Annotated in this window: 16 protein-coding genes; 13 read left to right on the forward strand and 3 right to left on the reverse strand. The window is 60.3% G+C overall.

The genetic code is table 11. The features are described 5' to 3' along the window. Positions 1-299 precede the first annotated feature (299 nt). Positions 300-1,034: an SDR family NAD(P)-dependent oxidoreductase gene (locus B5527_RS07875; RefSeq protein WP_079600793.1), complete on the reverse strand. Its 735-nt coding sequence runs from the start codon at positions 1,032-1,034 to the stop codon at positions 300-302. Positions 1,035-1,049: 15 nt separating this feature from the next. Beyond that, complete coding sequence (locus B5527_RS07880; protein WP_079600794.1) at positions 1,050-2,084, reverse strand: LacI family DNA-binding transcriptional regulator; 1,035 nt, start codon at positions 2,082-2,084, stop codon at positions 1,050-1,052. A 191-nt stretch (positions 2,085-2,275) separates the two neighbouring features. On the opposite strand from B5527_RS07880, the gene B5527_RS07885 reads away from it, so the two are divergent. The 8 genes from B5527_RS07885 to B5527_RS07920 all read left to right on the forward strand — a co-directional run bounded on the left by B5527_RS07885 (position 2,276) and on the right by B5527_RS07920 (position 10,599). Then, the gene (locus B5527_RS07885) at positions 2,276-3,577 is read left to right on the forward strand and encodes an ABC transporter substrate-binding protein (protein ID WP_079607144.1); all 1,302 of its coding nucleotides are present in this window, start codon (positions 2,276-2,278) and stop codon (positions 3,575-3,577) included. A 63-nt stretch (positions 3,578-3,640) separates the two neighbouring features. After that, positions 3,641-4,528: a carbohydrate ABC transporter permease gene (locus B5527_RS07890; RefSeq protein ID WP_079600795.1), complete on the forward strand. Its 888-nt coding sequence runs from the start codon at positions 3,641-3,643 to the stop codon at positions 4,526-4,528. Between the two features lie 4 nt (positions 4,529-4,532). Then, complete coding sequence (locus B5527_RS07895; RefSeq protein ID WP_079600796.1) at positions 4,533-5,360, forward strand: carbohydrate ABC transporter permease; 828 nt, start codon at positions 4,533-4,535, stop codon at positions 5,358-5,360. A gap of 7 nt (positions 5,361-5,367) precedes the next feature. Then, positions 5,368-6,372, forward strand: a complete 1,005-nt coding sequence (locus tag B5527_RS07900; RefSeq protein ID WP_079600797.1) for a zinc-dependent alcohol dehydrogenase family protein — start codon at positions 5,368-5,370, stop codon at positions 6,370-6,372. A gap of 5 nt (positions 6,373-6,377) precedes the next feature. Then, positions 6,378-7,442 (forward strand): ABC transporter ATP-binding protein, encoded by a 1,065-nt coding sequence (locus tag B5527_RS07905; protein WP_079600798.1) that lies wholly within the window; start codon positions 6,378-6,380, stop codon positions 7,440-7,442. Between the two features lie 5 nt (positions 7,443-7,447). Further along, positions 7,448-8,398, forward strand: coding sequence for a sugar kinase (locus B5527_RS07910; protein ID WP_245332534.1), 951 nt, complete (start codon positions 7,448-7,450; stop codon positions 8,396-8,398). Then, complete coding sequence (locus tag B5527_RS07915) at positions 8,395-9,432, forward strand: tagatose 1,6-diphosphate aldolase (protein WP_079600800.1); 1,038 nt, start codon at positions 8,395-8,397, stop codon at positions 9,430-9,432. Before B5527_RS07910 ends, B5527_RS07915 begins: the two co-directional genes overlap by 4 nt. A gap of 39 nt (positions 9,433-9,471) precedes the next feature. Next, positions 9,472-10,599: a mandelate racemase/muconate lactonizing enzyme family protein gene (locus tag B5527_RS07920; RefSeq protein WP_079600801.1), complete on the forward strand. Its 1,128-nt coding sequence runs from the start codon at positions 9,472-9,474 to the stop codon at positions 10,597-10,599. A gap of 671 nt (positions 10,600-11,270) precedes the next feature. Here the strand turns inward: B5527_RS07920 and B5527_RS07925 are convergent. Next, complete coding sequence (locus B5527_RS07925; protein ID WP_079600802.1) at positions 11,271-12,167, reverse strand: LysR family transcriptional regulator; 897 nt, start codon at positions 12,165-12,167, stop codon at positions 11,271-11,273. 151 nt (positions 12,168-12,318) lie between these two features. On the opposite strand from B5527_RS07925, the gene B5527_RS07930 reads away from it, so the two are divergent. The 5 genes from B5527_RS07930 to B5527_RS07950 all read left to right on the forward strand — a co-directional run bounded on the left by B5527_RS07930 (position 12,319) and on the right by B5527_RS07950 (position 18,339). Continuing rightward, positions 12,319-13,254 (forward strand): PDR/VanB family oxidoreductase, encoded by a 936-nt coding sequence (locus tag B5527_RS07930; RefSeq protein ID WP_172842504.1) that lies wholly within the window; start codon positions 12,319-12,321, stop codon positions 13,252-13,254. Positions 13,255-13,290: 36 nt separating this feature from the next. Further along, positions 13,291-14,439, forward strand: a complete 1,149-nt coding sequence (locus tag B5527_RS07935; protein ID WP_079600804.1) for a Rieske 2Fe-2S domain-containing protein — start codon at positions 13,291-13,293, stop codon at positions 14,437-14,439. A 2-nt stretch (positions 14,440-14,441) separates the two neighbouring features. Beyond that, the gene (locus B5527_RS07940) at positions 14,442-15,668 is read left to right on the forward strand and encodes a CaiB/BaiF CoA transferase family protein (protein ID WP_245332535.1); all 1,227 of its coding nucleotides are present in this window, start codon (positions 14,442-14,444) and stop codon (positions 15,666-15,668) included. Positions 15,669-15,839: 171 nt separating this feature from the next. Next, positions 15,840-17,210, forward strand: a complete 1,371-nt coding sequence (locus tag B5527_RS07945; protein ID WP_079600805.1) for an MFS transporter — start codon at positions 15,840-15,842, stop codon at positions 17,208-17,210. Positions 17,211-17,574: 364 nt separating this feature from the next. Beyond that, positions 17,575-18,339 (forward strand): enoyl-CoA hydratase/isomerase family protein, encoded by a 765-nt coding sequence (locus B5527_RS07950; protein WP_079600806.1) that lies wholly within the window; start codon positions 17,575-17,577, stop codon positions 18,337-18,339. The last annotated feature ends 396 nt before the right edge of the window (positions 18,340-18,735 follow it).

Consider the following 18,735-nt stretch of genomic DNA (forward strand, 5'->3'; position numbering starts at 1 on the left):
TTCGGTTGGATGGACGACTTTCATCTCGAGAAAGGCGATGTTGCCTTGGGGGTGGAGGGCGGGGGACCGACAGGATTTAGTCGCATTTCAACTGATAAGGTTTTTACACAAATGGAGTTAGTGGGCGACCGATAAGGTTTGGTCGCAAACGGAGTCAGTTGGCGGACTGATAAGAAAAGTTGCATACGTTGCCGACTCTCGAATCGATAAGGAGTTCATGTCGCTGCATGCTCTGGTCAGCTTCTCCTCCGTGATCCGAGCTCGGGCAGAACTGACGAAATCACTTCGCTCCATTAGCTTCATCCCGCCAGGAACCCGCCATCGACCGCGACCACCGTTCCGGTGGCGTATTGCGAAGCCGGCATGCAGAGGAAGGCAACCGCGCCTGCAATGTCTTCCGGCTGTCCCCAGCGCTTGAACGCGGTGCGGTCGGCGATGCGCTGATAATGCGCGAGATCGGTGCGGCCGACCGCGTTGATCGCGGTTTCGATATAGCCGGGCGCAACGGCATTGACGCGGATGCCGTCCTCGGCCCACTTCAAGGCAAGCGCCTTGGTCAGCATCACGACGCCGCCCTTGCTGGCGCAATAGGCCGGGATTCGCGGCAGCGCCAGCGTGGCATTCATCGAGGCGATGTTGACGATCGAACCTTTCTGCTCCGCGAGCAGCGGGCGGAACGCCATACAGGTCCGGAACGTGCCGGTAAGGTTGACGTCGAGCACCCTCATGAAGGTCTCGATCTCGAATTCCTTGTCGCGCGCGAGAATGCCGGCGCAGTTGACCAGCGCGTCCACGCGCTGGTGCTTCCGGGCGAAGGACGTAACGGCTTCGTCATTGGTGACATCGAGCGTCGCGAGCGTGAGCCCGGCGCGTGGATTAAGGAGAGTCCGCGCGAGATCAGTCTCGTTCGCACCGGTTGCCGTGACGGTCGCACCAAGATCGCAAAACTGGTTACTGACCGCAGCGCCAATGTCGCCGGCGCCGCCGATCACGACGGCATGAAAGTCGGGAGCGAGTGAAAAATTCAAATTCATCGGGACTGTCTCACTTCAGGATTTCGGCGGCGAAGCCGTCGATTCACGGACGACCAGCGAAAAGTCGATCTCGCGGTGCATGATGGTCTGCTCGCCGGCGAGGCTGCGCACCAGATATTCTCCGGCGCGCTGCCAGGTTTCTCCGGTCGGAACGTGGATCGTGGTTAGGCTTGGCCGCAAATGACGGCTCCAGTCGAGGTCGTCGAAGCCGACCACCGACAGGTCGCGCGGCACGGAGAAACCGTCGCGCTCCGCCTCGAGCAGCACGCCATAGGCGATGACGTCGTTGCCGCACACGACGGCCGTTGGTCGGTCCTTGAGGTTGAGGAGATAACGGGCCGCCTCGCGCGCGTCGTCCAGTGTATAGGGCACCTCAACGTGCCATTGCGCGGGAAGTTCAAGACCGTTTTCGGTCAGCGCGCGGCGAAATCCGGCGACGCGGGCGCTGGCGCGGTCGTTGTTGCGCTGGAGCGCCGAGACGATCCCGATGCGGCGGTGGCCGAGCTCGATGACATGAACGGCGGCGCGATGGGCGGCGGCTTCGTTGTCGGTTCCGACGCAGGGGTAGGGCCGGTCAGGCTGGTAGATGCCGACATTGATGAAGGGCACTGCATTGTCGGCGAGCAGCTTGCGCAATCCCTCGTGATGACAATCGCCGCGCAGCACGAGGCCATCGACGCCGCGGCTGATGAGATTGCGCGCCTGCTCCAGTTCGACGTCAAGATCATACCCGCTCGTAGTGAGGAAGAGCATGTATCCGACCGACGAGAGATATTGCTGCAGCGAGGCAATGCCGCGCGCGAACATCGTGTTGTCGATCGTCGGTACGATTGCGCCGAGCGTGCGCGAGCGGCGCGACGACAGGATGCGCGCTGGTGCGTGCGGGATGTAGCCGAGGGCGTCGATGGCCTGCTCGATGCGTGCGCGCAACGACGGGCTCACCGCATTGGGATTGTTGAGGGCGCGTGAGACCGATGCGGTCGAAACGCCGGCGCGGGCTGCGACGGCGCGGATGCCCTGTTTTACAGACTTGTCGTGGGTCAGCCTCATGAATGTAACGTTACATCCTGCGTCGTGAGCCGCATAGTAGCAGTTATGCCGCAAATCTGCAGCAGATTGTGCAGCCTGTCCATCACTTGACACGGGCGATGTAAGGTCTATTTTGTAACCGTTTTCAGATTTGCTCAAACGTATTCAAAATGGTCCGCCAGCTTAAGGCGGCCAGCCGGGAGGAGAGTTCGATGAAGGCCAGGATGCTTGCGACGCATGTCGCCTTGCCCGTCTTCGCGATTGCCGCCGTCAGCGCGCAGGCGCATGCCGCCGATTTCGACTGGACGAAGTTCAAGGGCAAGACCGTCACATTTCTCGCCAACAACAATCCGGTTGCGCAGGCGCTGCTGACCTACAAGGCCGATTTCGAGAAGCTGACCGGCATGACCCTCAAGGTCGATGGCTATCAGGAACAGCAGATGCGCCAGCGTCTGGTGACCGTCATGAACGCGAACAGCGATGAGGTCGACGTGTTCATGACGCTGCCCTCGCGCGAGGGCGAGCAGTTCGCCGCTGCCGGCTGGTACGGCGATCTCACCACGATGGCCAAGAACGAGGTCGCCAAGGACTACGACCCCAACGGGCTGAGCCAGGCGTTGCTGAAGGCTGCGACCTTCAACGGCAAGCTGACCAGCATGCCGATGAACATCGAAGGGCCGATTTTCTACTACCGCACCGACATCTTCAAGAAGTGCGGCCTCGAGGCGCCGAAGACCATCAAGGACGTCGAGGCTGCCGCCGAGAAGATGAAGGCCTGCGACAGCTCGGTGACGCCGTTCGTCTCGCGCGGCCTCAAGCCCGCGGTCGCCTACACCTTCTCCAATATGTTGCACAATATCGGCGGCAGCTACATCGCAGGCGGCAAATCGAACCTCTGCTCGGCCAAGGGCAAGGAGGCGCTCGATACCTATAGCCGGCTGCTGCGCGACTTCGGACCGCCGGGCGTCGTCAACTACAGCTTCCAGCAGATTTCCGCGCTCTACCGCAGCGGCCGTGCCGCAATGGCGTTCGAATCGTCGAACGAGCTGCGCACCGTGATGGACGGCGGGGCGCGCCTCAAGGACACCGGGCTGTTGCCGTTCCCGGCGGGCGAGGCCGGCCAGGTCCCCACCACGATCGGCTGGGGCATGGCGGTGTCCTCGCATAGCAAGCAACCGGATGCGGCATGGTACTTCGTGCAATGGGCGACCAGCCCCGAGGTGCAGAAAAAGATGGCGCTCCAGGGCATTGCTCCGCCGCGTCCGTCGGTCGCCAAGGATCCTGAGTACCGGAAGTGGATCGACGAGGAGCCGGTGCGCAAGGAATGGCAAGCTGCGCTTGACGTTCTCGCGACGAAGGGCTCGTCCGAGGTCGGCTATCCCATCGTCGCCAATCCGGAATCGCGCGAGTTCATCGGTCAGGCGGTGCAAGACCTGATCCTGAAGCAGAAGCCGCTAGATCAGGCTTGCGCGGATGCCGACAAGGCGCTCGATGCGCTGATCGCGCAGAAGTAGCGGCTCAGTGCCGGCTGGCCTCGTGCGAGCCGGCATCCCCCCATGATCTGAGGAAGCGGACGCATGTCGGACACGGCTGCGACATTGACGCGGGACCGGCAGAAGCTGGAGATGTCGGCGCTTGCGGCGCCGGCCGTGATCTTCACGGTCGCGATGATCGCGTTTCCGGTCGTCTATACGATCTGGCTCGGTTTCCAGACTTTCTCCTCGACCGGCAAGCAATCCTTTGCGGGTCTCGCCAATTATTCGAAGCTGATCTCCGACTACGAGTTCTGGCACGGGCTGTGGATTACCATTGCGCTGTTCGTGCTGTCGTTGGTGCTCCAGCTCGTCTTCGGCGTTTGGCTCGCGCTGGTGCTGTTCCATGCCCAACGCCTGCCGGGAATCGTGCGCTCTCTGTTCATCTCCCCCTTCATGATGCCGCCGGTGGTGGCCGGCATGATGTGGCTCGTGATCCTGGATCCGTCGCTGGGCGCAGCCAACTACATCCTCCAGTCGTTCGGCCTGCCGCCGTCGGACTGGCTGGCCTCGCCGGCCTGGGTCATTCCGACGGTGGCGCTGATCGACAGCTGGCAGTGGACACCCTATGTCGCCTTGATCGTGCTGGGCGGCCTGCAGTCCTTGCCGCCGAGCGTCTACGAGGCCGCGCAGATCGACGGCGCATCTGCCTTCAAGACGTTCCAGCGCATCACGCTGCCACTGCTGCTGCCGACCATCGTCACCGCGACGATCCTGCGCAGCGTCGATCTGCTGCGCTTCTTCGACATTATCTACATCACCACCCAGGGCGGCCCGGGCAACGCTTCGAATACCCTCAACATCTACGGATTCCGCGTCGGCTTCGAATTCTTCAACATCGGTTACGCCAGCGCCCTGATGCTGACGCTGACGGCGATCGTGTTCGCCGCCGTGCTTGCCTTCAACCGCCTGCGCGGCGCGGTGGCGTGGTGATGTTATGAACGATGCAGCCAACACCGACCGCTGGATCCGCTGGCTCAACACGGTGCAGCTCGTCCTCGCCGGAATCATCATCATGGCTCCGACGGTCTGGATGGTGCTGTCCTCGTTCAAGCCGTCCTTCGAGGTCACCGCCTATCCGCCGACGCTGATCTTCTCGCCGACGCTGGAGAACTATGTCGAGCTGACCAGGACCACGCCGTTCCTAAGTTATGCGCTCAACAGCCTGATCGTCACCGTCGGGTCGACCGCGCTCGGGCTGCTTTTTGGCATCCCGGCCGCCTTCGCCGTTTCCTGGACGCGCATTTCCTGGCCCGCGATCCTGACGCTGGCTGCGCGTATGGCACCCGGCACGTTGTTCCTGCTGCCGTGGTACGTCATGTTCCGGCAGGTCGGCATGATCGGCTCCTATACCGCGCTGATCCTCAGCCATGCGGTGATCACGCTGCCCATCGTGATCTGGGTGCTGTTGCCGTCGTTCGACGGCATCCCGCGCAGCGTCTTCGAGGCAGCGCAAGTCGACGGATGCAGCGTCACGCGCATCCTCTGGCGCATCGCGCTGCCGCTGGTGGCGTCAGGTGTCGCGGTGTCGGCGATCCTCGCCTTCGTCTTCTCGTGGAACTACTTCCTGTTTGCGCTAGTGCTCTCCAATGGCGACACCAAGACGCTGATTGCGGCGGCCTTCAACTTCATCGGCGAAGGTTCGACGCAATGGGGCGCCCTCATGGCTGCGGCAACGCTGATCGCACTGCCGCCGCTGGTGCTGGCGGCCCTGGTCCAGCGCTGGCTGGTGTCCGGACTGACGCTCGGTGCGGTGAAAGGCTAGGTATCTGATGAATTTGTCACCCCGTCCGAATTCGATCATGCAGGCCGCGGTCTTCCACGGCAACGACCGCATCACGATCGAGCGCGTGGCAATGCCCGACGTCGCAACCGGCGAAGTGCTGGTCCGCGTCTCGCGCGCAGCACTGTGCGGCTCGGACTTCAAGCTTTGGCACAACGGCGCCGAATTCACCGCAGGCCACGAGATTTTTGGCGTGGTCGAGCAGCCTGGTCACCGCCTGCACGGCCATCGCTGCGCCGTCTACATTCCCCTGCATTGCGGCCACTGCGCGGCGTGCAAGCGCGGCGATACCCAGATGTGCTTGGAAGTCTCCAGCCTGATCGGCTGGAACAGGCCGGGCGGCTATGCCGAATATGTGCCGGTGCCGGATAATTGCCTGCTGCCGGTGCCCGATGACATCGAGGACAGCCTCGCGCCGCTGCTGCTCGATACCATCGGCACATCAGGTCACGCCGTGCGCTTCGTCAGCCGCGTTGTGCCGCCGAGCGAGGCCGGCCCGGTCCTCGTCATGGGAGCGGGGCCTGTCGGCCTCGGCGTCGTGCTGGCGCTCCGCGCGGTCGGTTACAACGACATCCACGTCGCCGATCCGAATGCGGCACGCCTGAAGATCGCGCAATCCTTCGGCGCGAAGGCGCATCCGGTCGGCGATACCTCGAAGCGCTTCGCCCTCATCATGGAATGCTCCGGCGCGCATGCGGCGCGCAACCTCGGCATCGAGTTGGTCCTGCCGCACGGTGCACTGGTGCTGGTCGGCGAGAACGCCGCGCCCTGGACCATCGAGGAGGGCAAGGTGTTCCGCCGCAAGGATTTCTACATGATCCGGACGTTCTACTTTCCGGTTTCGGATTTCGAGCCGAATGTCGAGCTGCTGCGCAAGTACAAGGACGAATACCGCGTCCTCGTCGATGGCGAGTTCGGCCTGCCGGCGCTGCCCGAAAATTTCGCGCGCTTCGCCAAGGGCGAGCTGATCAAGCCCGTGCTGGCGCTGGATTAGCGATCATGGCCTCGATCTCGATCCGCAATCTCGTCAAGCGCTACGGCAACTTCACCGTGATCCCCGATCTCAATCTGGAGATCGCGGACACCGAATTCGTCGTCTTCGTCGGGCCGTCAGGCTGCGGCAAGTCGACTTTGCTGCGGATTATCGCGGGTCTCGAGCCGATTTCATCCGGAGATCTCTATATCGGCGACAAGCGCGTCAACGGCGTGCAGGCCGCGCAGCGCGACATCGCCATGGTGTTCCAGGATTATGCGCTCTATCCGCATATGCGCGTCTACGACAACATGTCGTTTGCGCTGGAGCTGCGGGGAACGCCGAGGGCGGAGATCGACGCTCGCGTGAAGCGCGCCGCGGCGCTGCTGCATATCGAGCCCTACCTCGATCGCAAGCCGAAGGAGCTTTCCGGAGGCCAGCGCCAGCGCGTCGCTATGGGCCGCGCCATCGTGCGCAACCCCAAGGCGTTCCTGTTCGACGAGCCGCTGTCCAATCTCGACGCAAAACTGCGCGGCCAGGTGCGGGCGGAGATCAAGGCGCTTTCGCAGCAGCTGAAGACCACTATGGTCTTCGTGACCCACGACCAGATCGAGGCCATGACCATGGCCGACCGGATCGTGGTGCTCCAGAGCGGCACGATCCAGCAATACGACACGCCCGAGACGGTCTACGAGCGGCCGGCCAACCAGTTCGTGGCCGGCTTTATCGGCTCGCCCGCGATGAATTTTTTCCCGGTCGAATGGCGCCAGGAGCGTGCGATCCTCTCGCAAGGTGGAACGGCGGTGCCGCTCGACGGTGACACAGCGCACCGGCTGCGTCAGGCCGGCAATGCCGTGCTCGGCATTCGCCCCGAACATTTTGTCGCGGCCACCGATGGAATTGCCATCACCGTCAAGCTCGTTGAGCCGCTCGGCTCAGATACGCTGATCCATTTCGATCTCGCCGACGTTTCCGCCATTGCGCGGGTCGATCCGTCGTTGCGGCCGAAAGTCGGCGATCGCATCACGCTGCGTCCGCAACCGGGCAAGACGCATTTGTTCGATGCCGCCAACGGAGAGGTCTTGCGGTGAGCGCGGTGGCCGATATCGGAGATCTGTCGGCGCTGGCGGACGTCGCGTCCAAGGCGCGGCCCGTGCACGTGATCTGCCTGGGGCTGTCCGCGCTCGACCAGGTCTGGCGCGTCGATCGTCTGTTCGCGGGCCAAAGCGAGAAGATCAAGGCGGTCGGCTACGGCACGCTTGGCGGCGGTATGGCCGCCAACGCCGCGGTCGCGGTCGCAAAGCTCGGTGCTTCCGTCGCGTTCTGGGGCCGGGCAGGGAATGACGCCGCCGGCCACGAGATGCGATCGGCCTTTGTCACGGAAGGCGTCGATGTCGAGAATTTCCGGCTGTTTGCCGACGGCCGCTCCTCGGTTTCGGGAATCATCGTCGACAGTTCCGGCGAGCGGCAGATCGTCAATTTCCGCGGCCTTTATCCGGAAGCCACGGACTGGCTTCCGCTCGAAGCCGTCGCTCGTGCATCGTCCGTGCTGGCCGATCCGCGCTGGGTGGAGGGGGCCGCGACGCTGTTCCGGGAAGCACGTGCGCGCGGCATTCCGACACTGCTCGACGGCGACATGGCCGATGCCGAGGTGTTCGAGCGGCTGCTACCCCTGACCGATCACGCGATTTTCTCCGAGCCCGCGCTCGCATCCTTTGCCGGTTCTGCCGAAGACGAATCTTTCGCCGCACTCGCTCGCTTCGGCTGCCGCGTCATCGCGGTCACGCGCGGTGAGGAGGGCATGAGCTGGCACGAGAACGGCCACGTGCACCGGCAGGCCGCCTATGCCGTCGACGTCGTCGACACCACTGGCGCGGGCGACGTCTTCCACGGCGCCTACGCGCTCGCGATCGGCGTCGGCTTAAACGTGCGCGACGCCATGGCGTTTTCGGCGGCGGCGGCTGCGATGAAATGCGGCCACGCCGGTGGCCGCAACGGAATCCCCACCATCAACCAGTGTCTTGCATTCATGAGGACGAAGCCATGAGAACGATTGGAAAGAACCGCGGCCTGGCACGGCTTGCTGACGCGGATGGCCACTTTCGCATGGTCGCGCTGGATCAGCGGCCGCCATTGTTCGATGCGATTGCGAAAGCAAAAGGCATCGCGCGGGACCAGGTCGAATATTCCGACGTCACGGCGGCCAAGCGTCTCCTCGTCGAAAACCTCGCGCCGCATTGCAGCTCGATGCTGTTCGACCCGAATTTCGCTGTGCCGGCAGCGATTGATCTGCTGCCGCCGCGCTGCGGCCTGATCATGACTCTCGAAGAGCACCGCGTCGAGGAGACCGCGGGCGGTCGCAAGTCGCGCGCGATTACGAACTGGAGCGTGGAAAAGATCCGGGCAATGGGCGGCGACGCCGTCAAGGTATTGGCCTGGTACCGTCCGGACGCTGATGCCGCGGTGAATGAGCACCAGAAGCGCTTCGTGCGTGAGATTGGCGAGGACTGCGCCCGCCATGACATTCCCTATGTCCTCGAATTGCTGGTCTACCCGTTCCTCGGCAGCGCCAATCACACCGCCGACTACGTGGAATCGCCAAGCAAGCTGCCGGGCCTCGTCATCGACAGCGTGCGCGAGTTTGCCAAGCCGGAATATGGCGTCGATCTCCTCAAGCTGGAGAGCCCGCTCGCGGCCAACGATCTGCCGGCGCGTGACAACAGCGCGGCGGCGAAGGCCGCGCAGAAGGAGTTTGATGCGATCGGCGACATCTGCCGTGAGCGCAACATCCCCTGGGTGCTGCTGTCGGGCGGCGCTGCGCCCGAAAAGTTCGAGCGGGTTCTCGATTTCGCCTATGCCGCGGGCGCCGGCGGCTTCCTCGCCGGTCGCACCATCTGGCTCGATGCCGTCCTGAAGAATTTTCCGGACCGTGCGGCGGTTTCGGCAAGCCTGCGCAAGGATGGCCTCGGCGTGCTGGAACGGCTCAACCAGCTGACCACGGCCAAGGGCACGCCATGGAAGGCGCGCTTTCCTGTTTTCACTGATATCAAGCAGGAAGGTGACTTCGCGCGCGCCTACTGAGATGGTGGCGGCTCCGCGTGGTCTCGCAGGATCTACACCATGACGACTGACGGCTTCACCATCCGCTCGATCGAGGCATTCTGCTATCGCTATCCGCTGGCGACCCCAGTGGTGACCTCGTTCGGTAAAATGCTCAACCGTCCCGCCGTCTTCGTTCGCGCTGTCGACGAAGACGGCGTCGAGGGATGGGGGGAGGTCTGGTCGAACTTTCCGGCACCAGGTGCGGAGCATCGCACCCGGCTCGTCAATGAGGTGCTTGCACCCGGCCTCGTCGGCCGCAGCTTCGAGGGTCCTGCCCGGGCTTTCGGGACCCTGACTGAGGGCACCGAGGTGTTGGCGCTTCAATGCGGCGAGCCCGGTCCGTTCGCACAGGCAATTTCGGGCATCGATCTGGCGCTATGGGATCTCTCCGCGCGCCGCCGGCGTTTGCCGCTGTGGCGGCTGCTGGGCGGGCAGTCGAGTCAGATCAAGGTCTATGCCAGCGGCATCAATCCCGGTGGTGCCGCGCAGACGGCCGAAGCCGCGCTTAAGCGCGGCCATCGCGCGCTTAAGCTGAAGGTCGGGTTCGGTGCCGAGACCGACCTCGCCAATCTGGCCGCGCTGCGCGGGATCGTCGGCGCGGGCATGCTGGCTGCGGATGCTAATCAGGGCTGGTCGGTGGCGCAGGCGCTGACGATGCTGCCGCGGCTCGCCGAGTTTGATCTGTGCTGGCTGGAAGAGCCGATCCGCGCCGACCGACCGCGTGAGGAATGGCGCAAGCTGCGCGCGAGCGCAGAAATGCCGATTGCCGCCGGCGAGAACATCGCGAGCGCCGAAGGATTCAAGCAAGTCCTCGCGGAGGACGTGCTCGGCGTGGTTCAGCCCGATATCGCGAAATGGGGCGGGCTCAGCGCCTGCGCCGGACTGGCGCGTGACATTCTCGAGGCCGGCAAGACGTTCTGCCCGCATTATCTCGGCGGCGGCATCGGACTGCTGGCCTCGGCGCATCTGCTGGCCGGCATAGGTGGAGACGGTTGGCTGGAGGTTGATGCCAACGACAACCCGCTACGCGATCTATTTTGTGGTCCTGTCGCTAGGGTAAAAGGCGGAATGATCAGCTTGGGCGAGGGACCGGGGCTCGACCTTTTGCCTGACCTCTCCACGATTGTGAATTATCGTAGCCTCTAGATGGAGCCAACTTCGGATCGCAAACATCGATCAAGGCGGTCGGTGGTGAGAAGGGGTGCGAGGCATGTTAGCGACCAACTCAATGAAGCATTGGTTCGCATCGAGTGGTGATTTCCTTGCGCTACCGAGTACGGCTGAAAGCCGGGCCTGACACCTGATAAAAAGCTGCGAGGGGAACGGATTTTGAATTGTGGAGGAACGATAGCGAAGGGCTAAAAAGCCGCCTGAAAGACCAGGTCGATGAACGAATGGATGTGGTCCACTGCGGACGGCGGTACTTGCTCCACGCAATCTGCAACGTGGGTCTAGTTGCTCAGTGATAAGCTCTAGTCGCAAATGGAGTCAGTTGGCCAACTGATAAGGTTTTTGCCGAAAGCTTATCAGTGGTGAAATCGGTTCCGATCGGACTGGCCTAGTCATCGCGCTCGCATAATGGTGGAATTGGAATGTTGCCGGCCGATCGCCGGAAACTTAAGGCCGTCGTCGTCACGAGATTGCATGAAACCGGACAGCCGCCTGCGCAAGATATTCATCTGATTACTTCGTTTCCTCAGCTTATACATCATCGCAGGTTTCGAGCGTTCCTGATCACAAGGAACAAGATCAACAGTCCAAAGCCAAGGAATATTGCTGTTTCGGAGTTTATCAAAGTAACTCCTTGAACGCACGTACTAAGAAGGGGACTTTTGTTCGAAATCACTGATGTCGGCTGCGAGTGCGGCGGCCATTTCAGCCAGCGGCTGTGTGCCGTCTATATGGGTGGTCGCGCTGAACAACACCCCCGACATCAACGGCTTCGTCTCGATGATGCGAAGAGTGCCGTTCTTTAACTCCTTATCGTAACATCGTTTTGGCAAAAACGTAATTCCCAAGCCGGCGGCTGCGAGCGACGCCGCCACGTTCAGGCTCTTGCAGGTATCAAATCGCTTGAAGGCGACGCCCCCGGATTGAAACCATTCGTCGATTGAACGGCGGTGGTGCGACTGAGGAGATAACGTAATGATTGGCCAGGCAGTCATATCGCGCGGCGTGATCGGCCCTGCGGGCAATGGAAGCGAAGGGCTTGCCATCCAGTAAAACTCCATCGTGCCAAGATGTCTCGACCTGAATGTGTTTTCGATATGCAAGCCCGGAGCCAAGACCAGATCTAACGCGCCAGCGCGCAACTCGTCGATTAACGGCAAGGTCAGCGCTTCCTCCATCTCGATACTGATCTTGGGATAGGTTTCCCGCATCGTCTTGATCAGGCGCGGAAGCCATGTCACCGAGATCACTTCGGCAACGCCAATCCGCAGCGTGCCTGAAAACGCTTCGGATGCGAGGATGACGGAACGGATTTCCGCTTCGAGCTGAATCATTTGCTCGGCCAGCGGAAGCAGCACGCGTCCCTTGGAAGTCAGGCGCAAGCTTCGTTGATTTCGCTCAAACAGGACGACGCCAAGCTCGCGCTCAAGCTCCTGAATTCGCATCGACACCGTCGATTGCGTCGATCTGAGACGATTGGAAGCTCCGACGAAGCTGCCGAGCTTTGCACCCCAGAAAAAGGTTTCCAATTGTCTGAGGTTCAATGCCGGCTTTCTTCAAAAAAATTGATGCGCCAATGCCAATATTACTCGTTTGTTTTGAATAGGTCTAGCTCTTAACGTTTTTTGGATGATGAACGAGCGAGTAGACATCGGAAATTCCTCGCAACCGCAACTTCTGCGGTTGAAGTATAAAGTGCGAGTTGCCGCCGCAAAGGACGAAGCCGCAGGTATTCGCTCGTTTGTGCTGGTTCATCCCACTGGCCATGAGCTTCCGCCGTTTGCTGCAGGTGCACATATCGATGTGCATCTCGATGACCATATCGTCCGCCAGTATTCGCTTTCCAGTTCTCCCAGCGAACGAGACAGATATCGCATCGCCGTTCTTCTGAAGCTGAACGGCCGCGGCGGCTCGGTTGCAATGCACAAGAATCAGGAAGGCGATTTCATCGAGATCTCAGGGCCCCGAAACCATTTTGCATTGGCCGGACCGGAAACCAGCCTGCATATGATGCTCGCCGGCGGTATCGGCGTCACGCCGATGATGTCGATGATTCCCGAGCTCGAGGCTAAGGGCGCGGATTACGTTCTGCATTACTGCACGCGTACCCCCGAGAACACGGCGTTTCTTAAAGATCTCGGTCCGGGTGTGGAAGCCAAAAAAGTTCGGCTTCACCACGACAATGGCGATCCTTCGCAAGGTCTCGACATCAAGGCGCTCGTCGCTGCTTACGTTCCGGGAATGCACATCTACTTCTGCGGTCCGCCTGGTTTCATGGCGGCGATTAAGGAGAATCTCGGCGCGTGGCCGCCGCATGCGGTTCACTTCGAGTACTTCTCAGCGCCGGAATCTGACACCGTTCACGAAAATCATCCGTTCAAAATAGCGATCCGCAAAACCGGCGAAGTCCTCGATGTCAGCCCATCGGAAACAATCGTCGATGTGCTGCGCGCGCGTGGTTACAGCATCGAAACAGATTGTCGCGAAGGCTTTTGCGGAACGTGTATCACGCGATACGTGGAGGGCGTGCCTGAACATCGCGACTGCGTGCTCAGCGCTGAGGAGCGCAAGAAGTTCCTGATGATTTGCTGCGCGCGTGCCGAGAGTCCCTCGCTAACGCTCGATCTTTAGCATGAAAATCGTGTCACGACAGTTCGGAGGACAAAGATGACCGCAAATAACGCTCAGCCGCTCGCGACTTACGCTTGCATCGAAAATTGCTGGTACATGATTGGGACGGCATCGGATTTTCCCACGGAAAAGCTGACCGGCCACGTCGTCGCTAAAAAGCCCATCGTGGCTTGGCGGACCAAGCAGGGGCAACTTGTCGCTTATGACGACCGTTGCGCTCACAAGCGATTCCCGCTGTCGAAGGGACGCATGATGAAGGACGGCACGTTGGAGTGCGCGTATCACGGCTTACGATACGACATGACGGGCAAATGCGTGATGATCCCATCCCACCCGACGGGGCCGATTTCTCCGCAGGCCGTCGTTCGTCCGTTCCCGATCATCGAGCAGGATGGCCTGGTGTGGCTCTGGCCGGGAGACGTAGAAGTTTCAAAGACGCGCAAGCCGCCGAGCCTGCCGGAAGTCGGCTCAGACGACTGGAAAACCGAAATTGTCGGACCGATGGAGATTCCAGCCAACTATCTTCTGCTGATCGAAAATCTTCTCGATATTACTCATTTCTATCCGCTTCACGACGGCAACATCGGCGACATTGAAAACAGCCGTATTCCCGTCGATCTAGAAGAGGGTGAAGAAGGCGGCAATCGCTATGCAATGACCATTCGAAAAGTCACCAACTACAAACAGCCCCCTTTTCTCGTCGACTGGTTTCACTACGACACTGTCGACCGGCATCACACCCATTGCATGATGAGCCCGGCCGCCACGCGTGTTGTCATGCGGAACGCCCCGGTCGGCCACCTTTCCACGCGAGACCATGTCCGCGAATTTCCGGGCACGCTGGATCTGAACACCCAAGAGCGTGGGTATGTTCTCGTTCACACTCACACCCCAATAGACGAGAAGCGCCACGTCTGGTGGGTGATGATCAACGTTCCGGCGCATCACATGTCGATGACATTCCCGGACAAGCAGACCGCGACGCACATCGCTGAAATGTTCCCCGATGTCGTGAAGGAGGACAAGTTCGCTCTGGAAGAGCAGCAGCGCATGTTCCAATACCCTGAGGACGGCTATCAGGAAGTGTTCTTGAAACCGGATCTTGCCATTCGTCGCGCGCGCGTGATTTTTCAGGATTTGATGCGCGAGCAGGAAGTTCATCCGCATAGGGTTGCCGCTGAGTAGCGATGATGCACGATAGCCTCACAGGAGCGGGAGGTGCCGGCCCGCTTGTCGGCGTCAGAGTCCTCGAACTCTGTCAGATCGCAGCGGGCCCGTTTGCGGGCTCTCTGCTAGCTGATCTCGGCGCCGATGTTGTGAAGATTGAAAATCCCGGTGGTGGGGACGGCATGCGAAACTGGCCGCCGTTAACTTCCGACGGCGAGGGCGAGACGTTCAGTGAAAACTTTGCGTCGGTGAACAGAAATAAACGGTCGGTCTGCGTCGATCTGAAAGACAGTGATGGAATCGCGCTGACGAAAGCCCTCATCAAGGAATGCGATGTCCTGATCGAGAACTTCCGACCCGGCGTGTTGCCCCGCCTTGGCTTCGGTTATGAAGACGTCAAATCGGAAAACAATAAACTGATCTACTGCTCGATCTCGGGTTACGGCCAACAAGGTCCGTACGCCAAGAAAGGCGCCTTCGACGTCACTGTGCAAGGCATGAGCGGGTTGATGAGCGTTACGGGCAATGAGGGTGAGCCCCCTGTTAAATGCGGCGTGCCGGTCGGTGATTTTTGTGCCGGCTTGTACGGTGCTTACGCCATTCTGGCGGCGTTGCTGAGAGTCAGAGCGGGAGGAAAGGGCGCGTACATCGACTGTTCGATGCTGGGCGCTTTGCTCGGCGTGTCCGCTCTGCAAACCAGCGAATATTTCGGCACTGGGTCGCCAGGCAAACGGCTCGGTTCCTCGCATCCTCGCAACGCGCCGTATCAGGCGTTTCAGGCCAGTGATGCGTATCTTATCGTCGCCGCGGGTAACGACATTCTCTGGCGCGAAGTCTGTCACGCGGTGGGAAGGTCCGACCTTGCGGACGATGTGAAATTCAAGACCCAGTCCGATCGGGCGAGGCGACAGACGGAGCTGGCGGCAATTCTTCAGGAGCAATTCCTCAAGCGAAGCGTCGCGGAATGGCTGTTTGAATTAGACGGCAGAGGCGTGCCGTGCTCTCCGATCAATACCTATGCGGACATTCTCGCCGATCCGCACGTTCAGGCCATGGATTTGATCAAGCCGCTCGATCTGCCGAACAACGTCCGAACGCGCACGGTGGGATTTCCGGTCAAGATTACCGATTTTTCATTCTCGGTTTATCGGGCGCCTCCGGCACTCGGCGAACATACCGCCGAGGTGATCTGCGAGTGGCTCGGCACCGAAGGGAGCTTGGCGTCGAAAACACGCGACCTTGGCTGATGCATTCCGCGTTCGCGATCGCGACATCGGCGACAGGGGTATCGCGCCGCCGCGCGAGCAGTGGCGGCCGCAAAAAGGTTTTAAGACGGAGAGAACACGCTCTCGGTTGAGGCTCTGAAAATATCTACCAATAAAAAGCAGAATAAATATTGGCGACAACGGGAGGGAAATATGAGAGTGCAAGACACCGCAGGAGACAAGGATACCCAGCGGCACGCACGTCGGGCGGTGATTGCCTCGACGGTCGGCTCGATGATCGAATGGTACGATTTCTATATTTACGGGCTGGTCGCGGCGACCGTATTGGGAAGGCTATTTTTTCCTCAAACCGATCCTTATTCCGCGACGCTGCTATCACTCAGCACCTTCTTCCTGGGATTTGTGATCCGCCCGGTGGGGGCGGCTGTTTTCGGTCATTTCGGTGATCGTATTGGACGAAAGGCGATGCTCGTCACCACACTATTGCTAATGGGTGTCAGCACGGTACTCGTCGGTCTCGTTCCGACATACAACCAGATCGGCATCTGGGGCGCTGTCGCCATCACCTTCCTGCGGTTGCTTCAGGGATTCGGCGTGGGCGGTGAGTGGGGCGGCGCCGTTGCAGTTGCCACCGAATGGAAATCGCTCGACAAGAAACGCGGGCTGGCCGGAAGCTGGCCGCAGTTCGGATCTCCACTCGGGTTGTTGTTGGCACTGATCGTGCTCACGACTGTGAGCAAATATGGCACGACCGAATGGTTCGAAACCATCGGCTGGCGAATTCCGTTTCTCCTCAGCATCGTGTTGATCGGCGTGGGACTCTACATCCGCGTCGGCATTCACGAGACGCCCGCCTTCAAGAGAATGGAGCAAAACGGAACGATCCAGAAGGCGCCGGTCAGCGTCGCGATCAGGAAGTACTGGCGCGAAATTCTGCTGGTCTGCGGCATCCGCTCCGGTCAGCACGCGGCCTTCTATCTGTTCACGACCTTCGTTTTGTCCTACGGCGTCGGCACATTGCACATTTCAAAGGATTTGCTTTTTAATGCGCTGTTGCTGGCCTGCAGCGTGTCGCTCATCAGCGTGCCACTATTCGGATATCTGTCGGATATCATCGGCCGCCGCTCACTCTATATTATCGGTGCGGTGACTCTAGGAATTTTCGCGTTCCCTTATTACATGATGCTAAATTCTGGAAACACCGCGATCATCGTGCTCGCTATCGTGATGTCGATTGTCGTTCACGATATTTCCTATGGACCACAGCCGGCGTTTATCGCGGAAGCGTTCCCGCCCGAAGTGCGATATAGCGGCTCGTCGCTCGGATATCAGTTGTCGTCGATCACGGCTGGCGGCCCGGCCCCTCTTATCGCGACATACTTGTTTCATCAGTATGGAACGACGCTCGCGGTAAGTATCTATCTCGCCGCGCTTGCGACGATCGCCACGATCTGCGCTGTCTATCTTCCGGACACGCACCGCAGAAACTATAATTCGTCGGATGCAAGCGATTCTGCCGGGATCGAAGGCGGGCGATCCGTTTCTCTCCAGCCTGCGCAGTGAGAGATAAAGATCTCCGTCGGTGGGCTGATGATGAGTCAGCCGACGGTATTTTTCCGGGACTTGGCCCGTCATGACGTGAATTCCGACATCGTCGGAATGCAGTTTGCTGCCGAACCTATCGTTGTCGACGATTGAGCTTCTTGCCAATATCGTGCCCACATGATCCCGGTCGAAATCGCTTAATAGCGGACAGGCTTTCGCCATGACTCTGCGACATAACCGGTCGGTCTCGCCTCGTTGGCGCCGCAGCTGCATGGTGGACCTTGGCCTTTGAAGGTTGGACGTGCGTGATTGTGGAGGGCGGTCTTGTGGGACTGACAAAGTCAGGCGGCCGGCGCGCCCAATCACATTGAAGAGTATCGATATGACATCTTCCGTTCACGAACTAGCAGTCATGCGCGATGGATCGATCCTGCACATGATGCTGAAGCGTCCGGCAAAATCGAACGCCCTGAGCGCCACGCTGGTGGAGGCCTTAATTGCCACCTTGGGCGCTGCTGAATCGGACGGCACCACGTTGGTAACGTTCAGAGGCGAGGGGACTAATTTTTGCTCCGGCTTCGACCTTGGCGATCTTGAGCGGCAAACCGACGGTGACCTGCTGCTCAAGCTGGTTCGTATCGAGTTGCTGTTGCAACGCATCGCGCATGCGCCGTTTGCTACGCTCGCCCTGGCTCAGGGCAAGGTCCTCGGAGCGGGATGCGATATCTTCTGCGCTTGTTCGGAGCGTATTGCCGAGCCCGACGCCGTTTTTCGAATGCCCGGTTGGAGATTTGGAATTGCGCTCGGAACGCGGCGGCTGGTTGGCCGCATTGGCACGGACGCGGCGCGTTCCGTTCTTGCCAGCAGCCGGATGCTCAAGGCGGATGAAGCACTCGGGATGGGTCTTGTGACGGCAACAGCAAGACAAGAGGATTGGCCGGTTCTTCTCCAATCGATAGGTGAGAAAGCCGCCATGCTGGAGCGGGTATCGCAATCGATGTTGCTTAACCTGACCGCGACGGATACGCGTGCGGCCGATCTCGCGGCTTTGGTGGAGAGCGCCAGCCGGCCGGGACTCAAAAGCCGCATCGAGCAATATCGGCAGGCGGAGCGAGCGAAAGCCGGCATAGATTCAAAAACCATATAGCAGCGATAGGGCGCTGTCTTAGCGTGTCGGATGGCTTCGTAGATCAGCTGTTTGATGTCCATGAAAACCGTACGCCTTCCGCGATACTGCTGGCCAGCGCGCGGCCTCTACTACTGAAAGTGCTGAAACGGACCTGCTGTTTGGGTCCTTGAAAGGTGGTGAATTCGTAGAAATTTTCACAGTCGTTTGGCGACAATAACCGCCGGCACCATGTAACTGCGAGCGTTGCGACTAGGTTCGCTGTGTGTACCGAAAACCTTATTCGAGTTGATGACGTGATGGAATCGCTCAAGCTCGGGATTGAGGTCGCTCAATCAAGCGTCGCCAAAATCTTCCCGCTTCCACAACGCAGCGCAAGACCGAGCCCTCGGCGCCTGGCCCGTCGCTCGCGCCGAC

The organism is Bradyrhizobium erythrophlei, from assembly GCF_900129425.1.
GTDB classification, from domain to species: Bacteria; Pseudomonadota; Alphaproteobacteria; order Rhizobiales; family Xanthobacteraceae; genus Bradyrhizobium; species Bradyrhizobium erythrophlei_C.